At 56.6% G+C, this 16,721-nt stretch carries 7 protein-coding genes, 1 tRNA gene and 2 pseudogenes; 4 read left to right on the forward strand and 6 right to left on the reverse strand.

Annotated elements, in window-relative coordinates:
• Window positions 1–296: 296 nt before the first annotated feature.
• From XpruCFBP8353_RS21740 to XpruCFBP8353_RS21750, 3 genes are all read right to left on the reverse strand, one after another.
• Complete coding sequence (locus XpruCFBP8353_RS21740) at window positions 297–3,341, reverse strand: RHS repeat-associated core domain-containing protein (protein ID WP_243391189.1); 3,045 nt, start codon at window positions 3,339–3,341, stop codon at window positions 297–299.
• A 535-nt stretch (window positions 3,342–3,876) separates the two neighbouring features.
• Window positions 3,877–4,101, reverse strand: coding sequence for a hypothetical protein (locus XpruCFBP8353_RS23590; protein ID WP_127158889.1), 225 nt, complete (start codon window positions 4,099–4,101; stop codon window positions 3,877–3,879).
• Between the two features lie 612 nt (window positions 4,102–4,713).
• A tRNA-Arg gene (locus XpruCFBP8353_RS21750) sits at window positions 4,714–4,790 on the reverse strand.
• Window positions 4,791–4,819: 29 nt separating this feature from the next.
• On the opposite strand from XpruCFBP8353_RS21750, the gene XpruCFBP8353_RS21755 reads away from it, so the two are divergent.
• Window positions 4,820–6,235, forward strand: coding sequence for a site-specific integrase (locus XpruCFBP8353_RS21755; protein ID WP_101365084.1), 1,416 nt, complete (start codon window positions 4,820–4,822; stop codon window positions 6,233–6,235).
• A 230-nt stretch (window positions 6,236–6,465) separates the two neighbouring features.
• Here the strand turns inward: XpruCFBP8353_RS21755 and XpruCFBP8353_RS21760 are convergent, their stop codons facing one another.
• Both XpruCFBP8353_RS21760 and XpruCFBP8353_RS21765 read right to left on the reverse strand, forming a co-directional pair.
• Window positions 6,466–7,251, reverse strand: coding sequence for a hypothetical protein (locus XpruCFBP8353_RS21760; RefSeq protein WP_101365085.1), 786 nt, complete (start codon window positions 7,249–7,251; stop codon window positions 6,466–6,468).
• A 15-nt stretch (window positions 7,252–7,266) separates the two neighbouring features.
• The gene (locus tag XpruCFBP8353_RS21765) at window positions 7,267–12,879 is read right to left on the reverse strand and encodes a DUF3320 domain-containing protein (protein ID WP_101365086.1); all 5,613 of its coding nucleotides are present in this window, start codon (window positions 12,877–12,879) and stop codon (window positions 7,267–7,269) included.
• A 113-nt stretch (window positions 12,880–12,992) separates the two neighbouring features.
• Here XpruCFBP8353_RS21765 and XpruCFBP8353_RS21770 point away from each other — a divergent pair, with 113 nt between their 5' ends.
• The gene (locus XpruCFBP8353_RS21770) at window positions 12,993–13,745 is read left to right on the forward strand and encodes an abortive infection family protein (RefSeq protein ID WP_101365087.1); all 753 of its coding nucleotides are present in this window, start codon (window positions 12,993–12,995) and stop codon (window positions 13,743–13,745) included.
• A 1,263-nt stretch (window positions 13,746–15,008) separates the two neighbouring features.
• The gene (locus XpruCFBP8353_RS24570; protein WP_005916796.1) at window positions 15,009–15,233 is read left to right on the forward strand and encodes a hypothetical protein; all 225 of its coding nucleotides are present in this window, start codon (window positions 15,009–15,011) and stop codon (window positions 15,231–15,233) included.
• On the opposite strand, the pseudogene XpruCFBP8353_RS24575 reads toward XpruCFBP8353_RS24570, so the two are convergent.
• Window positions 15,129–15,686 (reverse strand): annotated as a pseudogene (locus XpruCFBP8353_RS24575) (MobA/MobL family protein); the annotation flags it as partial. The gene XpruCFBP8353_RS24570 and the pseudogene XpruCFBP8353_RS24575 overlap by 105 nt on opposite strands.
• Window positions 15,687–16,181: 495 nt before the next feature.
• Here XpruCFBP8353_RS24575 and XpruCFBP8353_RS24420 point away from each other — a divergent pair.
• Window positions 16,182–16,721: pseudogene (locus XpruCFBP8353_RS24420) on the forward strand (protein adenylyltransferase SelO family protein); the annotation flags it as partial.

The following is a 16,721-nucleotide window of genomic DNA, read 5'->3' on the forward strand; positions in this document are numbered from 1 at the left end:
TGCAATTCCAGCACATCAAAACCGCAGGCGAGGCCTTGCAATAGATGCGGTTTGGATGTTTTTCAGGGGCGACTAATCAAGTCACTTTTTCTTCAAGAGATAGTTTTCGACCGAATAAGATGCAAGAGATATGACACCTACGAACGCGACAAAGAAAAGCACCCCCAATATAGGCCTATAAACTCTTAGCCCAAAGAAATACTCAATTGCCAAGCAAAGCAAAAGCCCGACGTAAATGGCTATCAAGACCGCAAAACCAACCATTATGGTTTTATCAGACCTCAATTTCTTCCAATTTATTTCGTGCACCACACCGTCCTCGTTTGACATTGCTGTAATCCAGCCGAAACCTGTGACCCTATGCCAGCATTGATTCCTACCGAAGCGTTTCCATCCCTTGCCAACTCTACAGAACCTTTTGCGCCAGCCCCCTCCATGGCTCCAAGCTGCAACTGCATTGATTCGCTCTTCCCCACTGAAGAGTTTCCGGTGCCACACGACATGCCGACGGAACCTCCCAGGCCTCCAATGAAGCCACCCGCTACCGGGGTTGTTATACAATCTTTCAAATAAAGGCATGCTGTTCCAGCAGTGTCAAGAGCGATGCCTACCTCGCCGCTCCCACCCACGGCAAAATTGCCGTAAGAAGCGCCAACGCCAAACTGAGCATTGAAATCACCTTTGTATCCAGTCTCTTGCGATTTGCGCCACTCCTCTCGCTGTTTGCCAGGAGGGAAAGACCACCAACCAGGCGATTCAAGCCCGAAAAGGTCACTGGCGTAAAAGGGGTTTAGGCCTACATAGGCGTATGTGCTAATTCCGCCTCTCAAGCCGAGAGGATCACTCTGCCCATACCGCCCGGTAGCAGAGTCGTAGTCCCTGAAATAATTTTGATTCAACCCACTGGCCGCATCAAACCGCTGCCCCGGGAACCGCATATCCAATACCAAAACCGCACCATCGCTATCCGGATCCTGATTCGGCGCAGTGTTGCCGAAGGCCTCGCCCTTTAGGCTCCAGCTCCACACCGCCACGTTACGAGCCGGGTCAACCACCACACGCGGGCTGCCCAGATGATCGGGTTCAATGTAGTGCAGCTTGTTGGCGTTAGTCAGCAGGCCTACCGGCATGTCATCCAACCAGATTGCCTGTTGCAATAATTTTCCGGTGGTGTCGTAATCACCCATCCAGTGGCCGGACTCATCATAGAGCGTGTAAGTATTTGCAGTGCCTAGGAAGCGGCTGACTTGTTCGCCCTTGCCGTTGTAACGGTATTCGCGTGCCACCGCGCCATTGCGCTTGACCTGGCTCATGCGGCCGGTCACGTCGTGGACAAATTCACGCTCGGTTCCGTTGATCGAAGTGGTATCGCCTACAGGGTTGTAGACGCGTGGTGTCGCCCCCACTTTGATTAGGCGATGGCTGTTTGCCTCGTAGGTGTAAGCGACTTCGCCGGCTGCCGATTTACTGCTCTGACGGTTACCTGTCTTATCGTAGGTGTAGCCATCCAGCACCGTGCCGGTCGCGCCGTCCTTGAACGCGGTCAGCCGGCCAAGCGCATCGTAGCCCAGCGTGACATCGGCAACCGTGCTGCCTGCCGGGGTCAACTTCGAAAGATTGCCCACGGGATCGAAACCGAAGCCGACATCCAGACCTCCGGCGCTCGTGTCCTGAATTGCCTTGGGACGATAGTCCTGATCGTAGGCACGCGTGAGTACACGACCATTACCGTACGTCCAGCCTGCGATTGGACCCAGCGGAAGATAGCTGGCGTTTTTCAAGAGGATTTGGCGAGCACCGGTTGCGGGGGTATAGCCCACTTCGGTGGCTTGACCCAGCCCGTCGCGGACGTAATCCACCTTGGCGCCGTCCGGGTAGATCACGCTGGCCAGACGACCGGCTGCTGTGTAGCCATAGCGCAGCGTGAAAGCCTTGCCGTTGGTTGTCTGCAGCTTGCGCACCAGATCGCCGAAGCTGTTGTAGCAATACTCGGTCGTCCCGCTGCTGTCCTTGATGGACGCCAAGCGACCCTGCGCAAAAGTCTCTCCCGCCTGGCAGCTGGCCGGCGCGGAGTCGTAACTGTAGGCTACGTTGAGCGCGCTGGTGGGGTAGCTCAGCTTGGTCAGACGTCCTAACACGTCATAGCTCGAGCTGATCTTGACCCCGCGGGCAGTCGCTTCGAGTGTGCGGTTGCCAGCGGAATCGTAACTATACGTGGTGGCGCCCGTATCCGGACTAGTCAGCTTGCTGAGGTCGCCGAGGCTGCTGTAATCGTAACGCGTGGTCAGACCCTTAGGATCGATGACCGCGGTCACGCGGTCCAACGCATCCAGTTGTTGCGTTGTCTCCACCGCCAGCCCGCCCACATCCTGAAGCGTACGCGCGAGACGACGCAGAGGGTCGGGATCCAGCTGTGTCTTGCGCCCCAGCGCATCGGTCACCAATTTCAGATCACCATTGAGGTCATAGGCAAACTCAGTGGAATTAGCAGACGCATCGGCCTGCGTCTGCAGCTGACCAAGTTTGTTGTAGACCCGCGCCAGAGTCCGCTTGACGTTGCCTGAAGCGTCTTTGACCTCTTCCTTAAAACGATTGCCCGCTACGTCGAGCGAATAATGCAAGTTGTTGCCGACACGGTCAGTGATATCCGTGAGGCGATGCGCAGCATCGTAGTCGTACTTCACGAAATCGCCATCGGGCTGCGTTACCTGCTTGACATTGCCTGTTTCGTCGTAAGCAACCGTCATCACCCGATCCTGGCTGGAAGCAGCGGCACTCGTAGCGAAACGAGTGATTCTGGATGTCAGCCATCCACGGGGCGCATAGCTGAAATCAGTCGCTATTCCGTTCGAATCGATAACGCGCGTCGGCCGCCCGTTGCTGTCGTACGACGCGTAGGTGGTGCTCTGCCCTGCTGCATTCGTACTCTGGAAAAGATCACCCGCCCGGTGGCATTGGCCGCCGACAGTGCCGCATCCAGATTCATCGCCGCTAGCGTAGTAGCGGTACGACGTGATGTCGCTTACATCCGTGCGCGGCCCGTCTACCGAAAGAACCAAACCAACTTGAAGACAATTGGCGGCATCCACCTTCTCACAATAGCTTGTGCGCAACTGACGAACGCCTGCAGGTGCATTTGCTGCACTCCCACATGCGTAGGAAACAGCGGTAGCCACGGCTGTGTTGATCTCGCAACTGGCAGTCTGCAATCCACTCGCGTTGTAGGCCCATGTCGACTTGGCTCTGACCACGTTACCGGCATCGAGAATGGTCCGTTCGAGGGGCTCACGGATCGCCGCATTCCAAACAGTGTTGATGGTCCGCTGCTGTGCCGAGCCCACACCGTCGATCCGCTGCTTCAGAAGCCCATCGCTGCCAAAGTTGGTCTGGGTTTTGTTGCCTTGAAAATCAGTCGTGGAAGCAACGTATCCGTTTGCATCGTACGTAACGGAAGTTCTATTTCTATCTCAGGACAGCACTGGCAGCGCTGATCGCGTGGTTTTCTGGCCTGCTCAGTGCCCACGCCTAGCGATATCCGAAGCACGCACTGGATCCGTTCACGCTGGGCCGTGTTGCTGACCGCCTTGATGAGCCCCATCACCACCGTTGGCGCGGAATAGGACCGCCTGCACTTCGTTAATGCCGACCAGGGCGCTCGCACCCTGGTCGAACCCGACGTCGACCAGCGCCGGCCTGCCACCGAACAACTCGGCACCCTGCTCCGCCACCGCCGCATCTCATCGGTGCCGATGGACAAGTCTGCACGGCCGGTGGGGGTGCGGGGGTGTGAGGCATCGGTGAGAAAGGTAGCGGTGCGCAAAGACAAACGAACTAGGGCCCTTCTTGCGCAGGCTGGCCTCGGCTCCCAAGCACTGGTCAGGAAGGTATCGGAACGCCCTCACCGGTGACGCCCCGGATCTTGGCAATAACACGCTCAGCGTGTTCTCTCGCCTCACGTTCATTACGAAACTTGAAGCCACGCAGCCAAAGCATATGACGTGCCCGGCCTTCGAGGCGCCTGCTCAAAATGCCGGCCACGGGCTTCCCCTTTTCATCCGTCTCCACATGGGCGGAAACTGTCCATCCATCAATTTCGCGCATGGGCATATCCATCTTTCCTTAGAAGCAGCGGAGCCTGCTTGGCCGCACCGCAACAAGTCAAGTAACGAGCGGTGCGCTAACTCGCTCGTCAGCTTCTGCGAGGCACAAGTGCCTATCTCCGCTGGCACCAGAGCGGCGTACCTCACCGTATCTGCCTTGGCCGCCTCGGCGCTCATGAGGCTGAAGAAATACCAGCAGCGAAAGAAGCTGAGCTGCCCCATGGCGTACGCATCCTTGCGCGCCTGCCATTGGTGAGCGCCTAGCTTGAGTGGCACCTGGATTGGCACGCGGCCGGGCACCACACCAAAGCAGGGAAGGCGCAAAGCTAATTGAAGCGCCTCATCGCCAAGTTCAGCCAAGCGAGCACGCTTGTGGCAACTGTGGCAATGGGCTGTGGATATGTCTCTAAATGTGACAAGACCTGAAAAGAAATCGGCGCTACTTCTTTGACTCTGGTGACCCCGGCCCGATTCGAACGGGCGACCTTCCCCTTAGGAGGGACAACGTCGCTAGACTAAGACCCAAGCAGCACAAGGCTTTGCGTGGAAGTCCAGCCTGACTGTGGCAAGTCTGTGGTAACGACCGGCCTACTCATGCCGATTATCAAAAAAGTGGTGACCCCGGCTGGGTTCGAACCAGCAACCTCGTCCTTAGGAGGGACGCGCGCTATCCAATTGTGCCACGGGGCCATCTGTCTAAGGATACAGGGAGACGCTAAGTGAGCAAAGCCAAAACAGCCGCCAAGCCTGGGCGCACCAAGACCTTCAGCGGCACGCTCCCACGCGGCATCAAGGCCTCCCAGGCCGTTAGCTCGGTGGCGGGCGTTACGCTCAGGACGGATGGGCAACTCAGGTGGGAGGCGCGCATCCGAAGGTCCCTCAACGGGCAAGCCTTGAAGTTCCCGCTGGTGCGCTATCCCATCGACCCGAAGGCGCCCCCGAACACTGAGCATCACATCGATGCTGCTCGGCTCATGGCCGAGGCCTATGTCCGACGAGAACACGCCTCCTTGGAGCTTCGGCAAACGCCCTACGCGCACACGGCAGAGGCTTGGACCTTTGGAGATCTGCTGCGCCGGTTTGTTCAAGAAATCGATGATGGACTGATCAAGCACGCTTCGGTGAAGACGGACCACTCCAATGCCTATCTCTTCTTGGGTGGCGGCAAAGGCCTTGGGCTGAGCCAGACCGGCATGCCCCACCTCACCCGCAAGCTGGCCAAGGATTTGACTCAGGATGACTTCCTGGGGCGCCATGCCAGCTCGTTCGTGAACTCATACATCAAGGTCAAGCGAGACGGCACCACGCTCTCGATGGCCCAGGGCAGCAAAAAGCGAGCCCTGACCACGATCCGGAACCTCTTTCGGATTGCTCATGAGAACTGGCAGATTGATCTCCGCTCACCGATCAAGAGCTTGAAGTCCCTCAACTCGGACGACGCGCGCGACCGGACGCTCACCGAGGAGGAGTGGAACGCCATCGTTGCGCAGCTTGATGCTGGACGGACCGATCAGGCTACGGTCGATGTCATTCGCTTTGCGCGTATGACCGCAGCCCGCCGCTCCGAATGCGTGAAGCTCGATTGGGCGGACATCAACTTCAAGAAAAAGACCGCCCGACTTCGCGAGACCAAGGCCAAGAATGGCAAATACAATGAGCGCGTGATCCCGTTGACCTCAGAGCCCATGGCCTTGATCGCCGCGCGCTTCGAGGCCAGCGAAACAAAGAAGGGAGCGGTCTTTGTGAGTTCGCGCGGCAAGCGTATTCGGGCAGACACAGTCACTCAGGCCTGGGATCGAGTGCGTGAGCAGGTAGCCGAGAAGCTTGGTGACCCAGAAATTCTGACCGCGCGCATGCACGATCTTCGCCATACGCGCATCACCGAAATGGGACACCACCTCAATCCGGCCGAAGCAGCCAGGATCTCAGGCCACAAGGATCTGAAAACCTTCATGCGCTACTTCAACCCGGATCCCATGGCACTGGGTAGGAAGCTCGAACAGCTTGAACGCCAAGGCGGCGCTGGCACCGATGTGGAAGAGGTGGTGAAGCATTTATTGAAGCTTAGTCCCGAGGACATGGCCTCAGCTGTGGCGCTGGCTTTCCAAGCAACTGCAAAGACACCTGCCAAATGATCACCGAAAATTGAACTCAGAAAAAAAATCATACAAATAATACGGCGGCACCAGCGAGCTTGACAAAAATAAATTATTTATTATCCATTAATAACCGCGTAAAAAATTAAATAGAATGAAAAATAAGAAAAAGGATAACGACACCACTGCAAGCTTCGAAACCATCCTCATCCTTATATTTTTAGGAGCGATCGCAATCATGACATGCATGCTAACGATCGCTCTTGTCATCACACAATCTTGAACACCAGAGATGAAATTAGCACACGCATAAGAGATAAGGTTTCCGCATAAGAACCCGGCTTATATTCATTTATGACATATATCCAGCAAAACGCAAAAATTGAGGAAAAAATAGAGCACAAAAGAATGGCGACATGCGAAGAGGATGACCGATCAAAATTCTTCCTAATCAACAAGAGAGCCCATAGACAAAAAATGGCGGGACAAGCTCCGCTCGCATGAAAAACCATTACCTCAAGGTAACTCCTCGAAACTGCATAAATAATCGAAGAAGCAAGCAAAAATAATACTGACAGGCAGAAAAAGAAGCCATCGGCCGGCAACCCCTTCAATTTCTCATTTTTTCTAACATACAATCCAAGTCCGGCTGAAATCGCCGCTACAATTGGGAGATTGTAGAGGATATAGTCGAACACGGAAAGGCTTTCAGCGGGATTTAGGACAACTGAAGAACCAAAGATCACAAGCACAAAAAACAGAACCAAAAGAATATTAAATATCGACGGCCTAATGCTTAGCGAAGCTTTTTCTTTAGTGGCAAGGACGTTATCCATCCTATCCAACCGCTCATATAACGTGTTTATTTCACACTGCATGCAATCCATTTTCGCCCGAGCCTTTCCAAGCGCCCCATCATCGTCCATCAGAAATTTGCGCATTGCCTTTAATTCGCCGGCGATGTGGCCGAGCTGCTGATTAGTGCAATCGATGCCACCTCTAATCCTGCCCCGCTCGGGATCTATTTTGTTTAAAATAGAGGACATTAAGCTCATTTCCGCGCTCCTTTTCTACTCATCTTTCTTCATCCATGTTCCGTTTCTATCGATCAAGGCGCCACTGAAAATAAGCTCCTGACTGCAATCGAGAATAAGCTGACGAAGCTGCGCGCTGGTGCTTCGGTAGCCAAGCTGACGCGATACGATCAACACCAACTCATCCGGCATTGCGCCAAGGTTGTCGGCCAGCACCTTCACGATCGCAACTTTGATCTCTGCTGGCGGCAAAAACTCGGGACGTCGCAGTGTCAACGACTCGACCATCGAACGGTCCCGCACGCGGACCTCTTTCCCCGGAATGGCCAAGAAGTCCTGGTCAACGATCTGGACCCCACCCGTCGACACCACTGACCCAATCGCCTCTTCAACCGCCTGTTGGATACGCGAGCCAGCACGCTGCAAGCCCCAAAGCGTCCGTGCGCGCGTCACGACCTCGCTGCGATGAATGGGGCTTTCCACCTCAACGATCTGCCGCACGATGGTCGCCAATTGCCCTGTCGGCACTAAATGCAGCTCGAACTGGTTGCTCGGCACGGCGAAGGACGCCTCGATGTAAGGCTCAGTGTCCGGCGGACTTTGCGCCTCAATGAGTCCCATCTCAGTGACCTCACCGCGATCGACGGTGAGAATCTCCACCGGCACCGCACGGTGCGAAGACTTGGCACTGGGCTCTAAGGTGCCTGACTCCGACTTCGCTCTTTCAATGGCTACAACAAGTTTTTCAAGCTCTGCCTCAGGACGGTGGAACCAGTCCGAACTCCAAATCCGATAAACCTGCCAGCCCTTGTCACGCAGCACGCTTTCACGCAAGCGATCGCGATCGCGCGCGCTTCTGGCATCTCGGTATGACTGCCCGTCGCACTCAATGCCTAAAATGTAGCGCCCAGGCTCCTCTGGATTAGACACCGCAATGTCGACGAAGAAGCCAGCCAAACCGACATCGGTGTGCAGATCGTAGCCTCGCGCGCGAAGTGCTTGGGCCACCTCTTGTTCGAATACGCTGTGCTTAGCGTCTCGCGCCTGGGTGGCGAGGGTAAGGCGGCCCGTCCTTGCGTAGTTCAAGAAGAGCTTTAAAGCAAAGGTGCCCTTACCCTTGGCACGATCGGTGTCGATGTCTTCATCGGTGATCGAGGTAAAGACCTCGCAACGCGATTTGGCGCGGCTGATGAGCACATTCAAGCGCCGCTCGCCGCCGTCATTACTCACAGGACCGAAATTCATCGTCATGTGGCGCTGGGCATCACGCCCATAGCCCACAGAGATATAGATGACATCGCGCTCGTCGCCCTGGATGTTTTCGAGGCTCTTGACGAAGAAGGGCTCAGCCGGGTGATCGGCAAAGAACCCTTCTGTTTCCGGGTGCTGTCGGCGCAAGAGTTCCAACTCGTCGAGAATGGCGCGGCGCTGCGCTGTCGAGAAGGTCGCTACACCCAGCGTGAGTTGAGGGGTGTTTTGCGCATGCGCCAGCACTGCAAGTGCAACTGCCTTGGCTTCTTTGGGGTTGGTGCGCGTGTTGCCCCGGTCGTAGATGGCTTCAGGCAAATGATGCAGCCGCAAGCCCACACCTGCTTCACTGGTGTAGGGACTGGGGACGATGAAGAGCTTGCCTTCGTAGAACTGTTGATTGGAAACGGCAATGAGCGACTGATGGCGGCTCCGGTAGTGCCAACGGAGCATGCGCTCAGGTAATCCTCTTGCGCGGCAAAGCCCCAGGATGCTTTCGACATCTGACGCCTGTGCCCCACCCTCATCGTCATCCCGGTCACCGCCATCGCCCAGTGCTTTGGAGAAAAATCGTGTTGGCGGGAGCTGTCGCTCGTCACCCACGATCACTAACTGCTTAACGCGCGCGATCGCACCGAGCGCATCAATCGGCTGCACCTGGCTGGCTTCGTCAATGACCAGCATGTCAAAGTCCAGCGCGCCTGCCGGCAGGAACTGCGCTACCGACAACGGACTCATCATGAAGACGGGTTTGAGCGCTTGGATCGCAGGGGCACACCGTTGCATCAATTGACGAATCGGCAGATGACCCTTTTTCCTGGCCATCTCGCCGATAAGAATAGCTGTTGGGCCGGTTGCACCGCCTTGGCGCGGGATCTTGCTGTGATGCGCCTTGACCACTTCATACCGAGCCAGCTGCATACGCTCCTGGTCAAGGCTTGCAAAGCTTGATACCACCTGAGACTGCCGCTGCCCGTCAAAGCTCGCCAACGCACGATCGCGCTGCATCAGCGCTTGAAGCAAAGCTTCGTAGTAAGACAGATCGAACACGCCCAAGGCATCGGCTCTCGCCAGCTTGGCACTGGCAAGACCATCGACTATTGCACCTAAGCCCTTACGCTCGGCCTCCTTGGCAATGGCAAGGTAAGACACCCAACTCCGAAGTCCTTCCGGGTCGGCTTGCCAGCTTGCCAGCTGGAGTTTGAGTGTTGCCAAAGGTGCATGGCTCGGATTACGCGTGATCTCTGCGTTGCCCTCAAACTGCAAGCCAACCAGAAGATCCATCACTTCGCCGGCCAATAGTCCTGCCGCAGAAGAACCTCCCTCAGCCCGATCAAGCAATGACTCGGGATCAACAATGCGCACGGCCAACAAGCGAAGCTCTGGATTGTGTTCAATCCAAGACGCGACTTGGCGAAGCTCATGCACCTTGCTATCTAGTGCTCCCCAGAACGGACCAAAGGCTGAGGTCCCATCAGCGGCCAGAGCGTCGTAAGCGGTAATGGCAGTTTGCGCCAGCTGGATTTCTTCAATGACCGCAAGCGCCTGCTCGATCGTGAGTTCCTGCGCATTAGCCAATAGGGCTGATTGCTGGGACGCAGCTTGCCAAAGGGCAGACTTCTCTTCCAGTTCCGATAGAGCAACGCGCTTGAGGACGGTCTCCTCGCCCCATGGGTTGCGCTCAGCAGACAACAACGCCTCATGGACAGGCGCCAAATCGCGAACGAGTTCTTCTAAAACTGGCTTTACGCGTTTGGCGATTTCGGTTGCCAATACGCGATCGCTGATGTCGGCCAAACGCTCACGAACTCCGCTCCCCAAGGGTCGGAGCGTTCGCATCCAGGCCACGACGCCTCTGAGGAAGGATGGGTTGGAGCGCTCGCGCTGCCAGTTTGAGCCAAACGCTTCTTGTCCTTGGGCGTCGTGCTCAACAATCTTCTTCTGAGCGCTCTTGGCATCCAGGAGAACATCGAGCGATCCAAGCATGTCCAACGCCGGAAGCTTAGGGTTAGAAAGGAGTGTGCGGATGGTCTGATTGGCGCGACGCCAATCTCCACTTAGGAAGCGGAACAAGCTCGTGCCGCGCATCGCCAACTGCCCACGCGCCGCTTCAAGCTCCGCGCTGTCTTTGCTCCATGCAGCGTCGCGGAATACAGAGGCCAGGTGGCTCTTCGCCTGCTGGACCGTTTCAACAGCCACAACGACCTCTTCGATTGCATCGACGCCCCGTTCCCAGATGTGGGCGACCAATGCATCGCGGTCAAGTTCCGGAATGGTCGTGGCGCGCTCCGCGATGGCAACGAGCCGAAGCGCCAGATCGAGCGTAAGTGGTGCCTTCTCGGCTAGAAGCTGCGTCAATCGTGTCAGATCAGGCCCGAGCCGAACCAAGGCACTGTGTGCCCCACTCAGCGTTGCCAGCTCTTTCCCTAAAACGAAGCTGTTTGGCAAAACTCGTAAAGTGGCCTTGGTAGCATCCCAGTCTTGCGCGAGTGCCTCCATCTGAATCTTGGCCTCGACCGCAGCTCTGGCCTTCTGAGCGTTTTCAAGCGCATCGATGACTGTCGAAGCGCGACCAGGCGCATCCCAGACCTTGCTTTGAAGCGCATCGGAGCCAAGTTTTGGCGCTTCAAGCAGAGCCTTAACACGCTGAACGGCAAGGCCGGCGTCATCAAATCGGAGTGGAGGTGGAAGATCCAGCGCGCTGTGAAGCTCAGTGGTCGACGCCTCCCAATCGTTCAATCGCTCGGTCAATCCAGCGACCAAGATGAGCAACCGATCACGTTCACTGGGCAAGAGGCCATCGTTCTGAACGCCGCTCCAAGCGTGCTCATCTGGAACGCCAATTTCTTCAATTCGCTCGATCAGTTCGCGCAGGAGCGATTCCCTCTCCTCTTTTTGATGGGACGCCCAGGAGGTCGGTGCTTCAAGGGGCAGGCTTTGTGTCGTGTAGCCCAAGCGACGCAGGCGCACCATGTGTCCGAAGACTTGGTATGGCGTCAGTCCAGAGGGCTGGTGAGCTTCGTGGAGCCGCGCAACATGGGCGTTGAGTGTGTCGCGCTTTTCCGTTAATTGCTCGATGATTGGCGAAGTGCTGGTTCGTTTGGGCTCGCCTAAGTGCAGCGTTTGCCGAAGCTCCTCCAGTAGAGAACGCTTATTGGCTTTGTTGCTGTGGAGTTCCAAACAGGCCACGCCCACACCGACATGATCCAGTCGGCGCTTCACGACTTCGAGCGCGGCCATCTTCTCGGCCACAAACAACACCCGCTTTCCTTCGGCTACCGCTGCCGAGATGATGTTGGCAATGGTTTGGGACTTCCCCGTTCCAGGCGGACCTTGGACCAAGATGTTGTTGCCTTGAAGCACATCGTGCACAACCAGAGCTTGCGACGAGTCGCAATCAACGACATGGCGCATCCTCTCTGGCGGGATGATAAGGTCGAGTTCGCTATTTTCGTCGGTTAGGCTTGCACCTGGGAAACCGTCTTGAACCACCCCGCGTAGCATCGGGATGGCGTCCAGTCCACCCAGCGCCTCCCAGCTTTGTGGGTCAAGATCCCGATACATCATGAACTTAGCGAACGAGAACAAGCCTAGGATGGCGTCATCACGAAGCACGCCCCAGGTCTCCTTACCTTCCAGCATGGCTCCCACAGAGGCCAGGTAGGCATCGACATCGAGCGTTTCGAACTCATCAATGCTCGGCAAGCGAAGCCCAAACTCGCGCTGCAAGAATAACTGCAACGACAAGTTCGCTTGAATATCATCGCCGGTCCATTTGAGGTGAAACTTCTCGCCTGCCGTGCTTCGCTCCAACTGCACCGGGATGAGCACCAAGGGCGCGAAGCGGTCAGTCTGAGGAGTGGAAGTAGCACGCCAACGCAAATAGCCGACGGCCAAGTAAAGAACATTGACACCCTGCTCTTCTTGGAGCGTCCGCGCGTCCACGTAGAGATCCAATAAGCGCTTCTGCAGACCTGTCGGCGTTAGGCGTGTTGTGAGATGCGCATCCCAATGCGCTTTGACACGCCCGTTCTCATCCAGCTCAAAATCGGGTTGCGCGATCAGCTCTGGGTCTTCGGGTGCCTCGTCAAGTAGGACCTCATCACTGTCATCGTCATCGCCAGGGCTACCAGTAGTGTTCGCTTGCTTCGGATCCTCCTTGCCAGGAACAAACGTGAAACGCTTTCCTTCGATCACCAAGGTCTGATAGATCGCCTTGGCAAGCTCATGGACAACCTCGATGGTCTTTGCACGCCCGCCTCTGGGTGTGTGGAGCAGGCGATTGCGTGTCGACAGATCCAACAGCTCCAAACGGGCTTTTTCAACCTTGTCTTTGAGGCTACCTGCTCCCCGGAGCGAAGAAGTCTCCTCGCCAGCCTGCGCCACCGCCGTCTGATCCATCGACACCCCTGAGAGGAAGCGCGACGCGCGGGATGCAGCACCACGCCTTCCTCAAATGCTTTTGCCTATAATGCGCTCAATGTAACGCGTGTTCCAGCCGATCTGGGGGATCTGTGGGCGATTTGCGCGGTAGCGAGATTCACTGGGTGGTTCACAGCTACATTGGGGTGGAGGGCGGCTACCTGGGCGACTTCTCCTACAAGACACACCGAGAGTTCTACCCTGGCTTTTGTGATCTGGACCTGGATCCGGATGCCTTCACCGGCAACACGACCAAGGAACGTTTTATTGCAATCCTGACGGGGGTCGAAGGACATCAACAAGCAGCGATCCTTCGGGGCATCGCTCGCAAGTATCCCCAAGGCAGTGAGCATCTTCGAACCCAACAGGCTTGCCGCCGGTTGTTGGAATTGGCCACGCGCTGTGCTGACGGACTTTCGGTCCAAGACAGCAGCCCATCTATCACCAGCGATGTCTTGAAGCGCGCATTGGCTGATGCCAACACGCTCATCCAAAGCGCAGGACCGACCCACGCGGTGGACCGCATTCACACCGCACTTCATGCTTACCTCAAAGCGGTCTGTCACGCCCAAGGGATTGACGCCCCCGCCGGCGCGACCATCACCAATTTGTTCAAGCTGCTCCGGAACGAGCATCCGGGCTTGCGCGACTTGGGCAGCCAATCGGACACGATGAACAATGTTCTGCGGTCGTTGAGCAATGTCATCGACAGTCTCAATCCAGCTCGCAATCACGGAAGCTTGGCGCATCCAAACGAGGCGTTGTTAGAAAACGATGAGGCGGTCCTAGTCATCAACGCTGCCAGAGCGATTTTCCAGTATTTGGATAAGAAGTTCGCTAAGTAGCTATCCCGCCGCCAATGAGGGGCCGCCTCAGCAACTACGAAATCGAGATCTGCCTTTCAGTGTTGCCAATCTCATCCAGATGCATAAAGCGAAAGTCTTTGCCACGAAAAAGAGCCCCGCATGGGGGCTCCTGTGTCGCTGGCATTGAAGCCTCAGTCTCGGCGCCGGGTGCCGATGGCGGGCGGCGTTGTTCCGATCATTTGGCGGGAGCCTTCCGCGACGATCGTAGCTTCCAGCCAAATGCCTAGGCGCACCATCGGTCTGCTGCGCAGTCAACGGTCAGAAATATCTGAGCCATCATAGACCCGGCTTCGGGGGACGGAATTTCAACTCCCAATGCGCTACCCCAGCCTCGCCATCAGGCAAAGGCAAATCCCCAACCGTTGCCTCAGGCGTCAGCACCTCGATCGGCTGTGGGGCAAAGTTCTTCTCCAAGGCCTCAGCCGCCTCCACCATCGCCTTTCGAGCCCGCTTGATGCGCCATTGCTGGATGGCCTGGATCCGAGGTGATACATGCTTCTTCGCTCGCGCCAAGCGCTGCCTGGCTCGGACCACCACTTTCGTGTCTGGATCGCCCTCTTGCTCGACAAGCTTGGCCTGTGCATCGAGCACGGCCATGCGCGCTTTGTAGGGTCGCACCAGCATATGGGCATATTTACTGATTGAGCGAGCAAGCACCTCTGTGTCTTCGAACAGAAACGGCTTGGTGGCATAGCTGTCCACACGTCGGCAAACAAGTGTGGAGTGCGCCCGCTGGAACTCGGGTTCAATCTGGATACCCGGGATCTGCCGCAATACTTCGAGAGACTGCTGCGCGACCTCTCGCTGCGCTTCGAGCCAATCTTCGATCAGCTGCGCCTCTTGGTTTAGGACCTCCGAGTCTGGCCGACCCGAAGACCGAGCCAGACGCGTCACGCGACCAAGATGTCGGGTCAGACCGCTGTAAGGCGTGTAGAGACCCGCGCGTGGCGCTGGCGCGCGCGCCAAGCGCTCTTTGATCTGCTGCACCCGCTCTGCACCTGACAATCGTGTCTGCCCGACCGCTGTGCGCCCTTCCAATCCAGACTCTCTTGCGTTGGCCCGATCCCGAAGTGCGACCGCATGACTGTGAGACGGCGGCACTTCGTGCACGAAGCTCCCGCTTTTTTTCATGTGCTCAGCAACAAGCTTTGAAAGTGCTAATGCCGCAGCTTTCCCACCAGCGCCTTTGACTTCTGCGGTGAACTTCGTTTTGCGCATCACCGCCACCTTGGCTTTGCCCAAGTGCTTGCCAGGCCGGCGCGTGAGTTCGCGGGCGCGTTCAAACTCTCCATTACGCGCGGCTTCGTGTGCTTGTGCTCGGAGACTGCGATGATCTACCCGAGCCGGGGCGCCCGCATTTTTCAAGTGCGCATTGATGACCATTGCAATGTCTTTGCGGATTTGCCGCAGCGCTCGTGTGCCGCCGCCTTGTCGCGCATCAAACTCAGCGCAGGCGCGTTCCCCTAGTCCTCCCGGTCCGACCTGCCTGGCTGACATCAGCAAATGCACATGATGATTGCGCTGATCGCCAAGCTTGCTTGGCGTGTGCACAGCGACCAATACGGCCACTTGGAAGCGCTCGACGAGCAATTGACCCAGCGCCAAGGCAAGCACCCTTCGTTGGTGTGGATCGAGTTGATGCGGAAGTGACACCTCAACTTCCCGGCAAACGCGCGCGTTCTTGCGGGTTTCGGCCGCTTCGTTCGCGTTCCAAAAATACTGCGCATCAAAGCACCACTCGGGCGCTCCTTTCGGCGCAAGCATCTGATGGAAATCGACGCCGCCTCGGTGGGAATAATTGTGACCAAGCCCTGTGCTCGTATCGAGCAGATCAAATCCTGCGCGGTAAGCCGCTGCTGCGACCGACGAGTCGCCATTGCCTCGGCTGAAAGATTTCATTGTTGCGTGATAAATCGCCATTTGTGAAACTCCTGTTTGTGGAGCACACAAAGAAGCGGGAGAACATCGCCTGTCGAGAGAAAAGCGAACTCGGCAGCACAGAGACCTTGATCACGGGGTTTTTGAGAGGCTGTGTTGCCTAGCGAAGCATAGGCAACGAGGTGGCGAAAGCCACCGCACCGACGCGCAGCGTTGGCGCACGGTTTCTGCAAAGCAGAAACCATAAGTGCGCTCTTGCTCTTTAATTTTTTCTTTGAATTTTTTTGCGACAGTTGGATCAACCATTGCTCTTTTTACATATAAATATTAGTTATACCAAAGAATGAATAAGACCTGTACGAACCTGATTACGTCTCACGCCATGTGTCGTTTTTTACGCTGACTGTCCATGCAGAAGTGATGTCCCGTGGCCTCGGGAAATCCAAGCAGCCGCAGGACGAATTGCCGTCAGGTTGGTAGCATCACCAACGCCGATCGAACGCTAAGTCGCAACAGCTGCGGAAACAAGGAAGCGAAATGCCCAATGACTACTGGGACATGGATGACAAGAACCACCCCACCCTGTTGAGCCTTGCCAGCGTGAGCACCTCAATGCTCGTGCCCTTTCCAGTGGGAAGACTGCCGGATGCTTCTTTGCTCTGGCTCAATGAGCGCTGGTTTCACGACTTAGGCATAGCCATCCACGACGCGTCAACTCGGGCCCGCATCTCAGCGTCCTTGCTTGAGCGCTTTGCCGTGACCTCTATCGAAGCCCACTGCGTTGCCGGCACCTTCGGCGGACAGGCACTGGGCGCTGATCGCTATGGTGGGAGCGGTGGGGCGATCCACGGGGGGAGTGGCCGCTGTGGCTCCGATGGCATGCTCATCGCCAAAGGAACCGGCCCCACGCCACTGGTCTCCGAGGCCCATGATTGGTCACACTCCCATGGCTGTCTCTATCTTTACGATGCCATTCGCGAGGCAGTCGCCAGCGAAATCCTCAACGCAGAACTCCCCCATGGGGCAGTCCCCATCGTTGCCATCATTGATGCCGGCTTCTCCCTGGCGCGCACCGAT

This window comes from Xanthomonas prunicola, from assembly GCF_002846205.1.
Lineage (GTDB): Bacteria > Pseudomonadota > Gammaproteobacteria > Xanthomonadales > Xanthomonadaceae > Xanthomonas > Xanthomonas prunicola.

Excerpts from the sequence above, each read along its gene's own strand:
- XpruCFBP8353_RS21765 (WP_101365086.1), bottom strand. The coding sequence starts at position 12,879 with ATGGATCAGACGGCGGTGGCGCAGGCTGGCGAGGAGACTTCTTCGCTC.
- XpruCFBP8353_RS21760 (WP_101365085.1), bottom strand. The coding sequence starts at position 7,251 with ATGAGCTTAATGTCCTCTATTTTAAACAAAATAGATCCCGAGCGGGGC.
- XpruCFBP8353_RS23590 (WP_127158889.1), bottom strand. The coding sequence starts at position 4,101 with ATGCGCGAAATTGATGGATGGACAGTTTCCGCCCATGTGGAGACGGAT.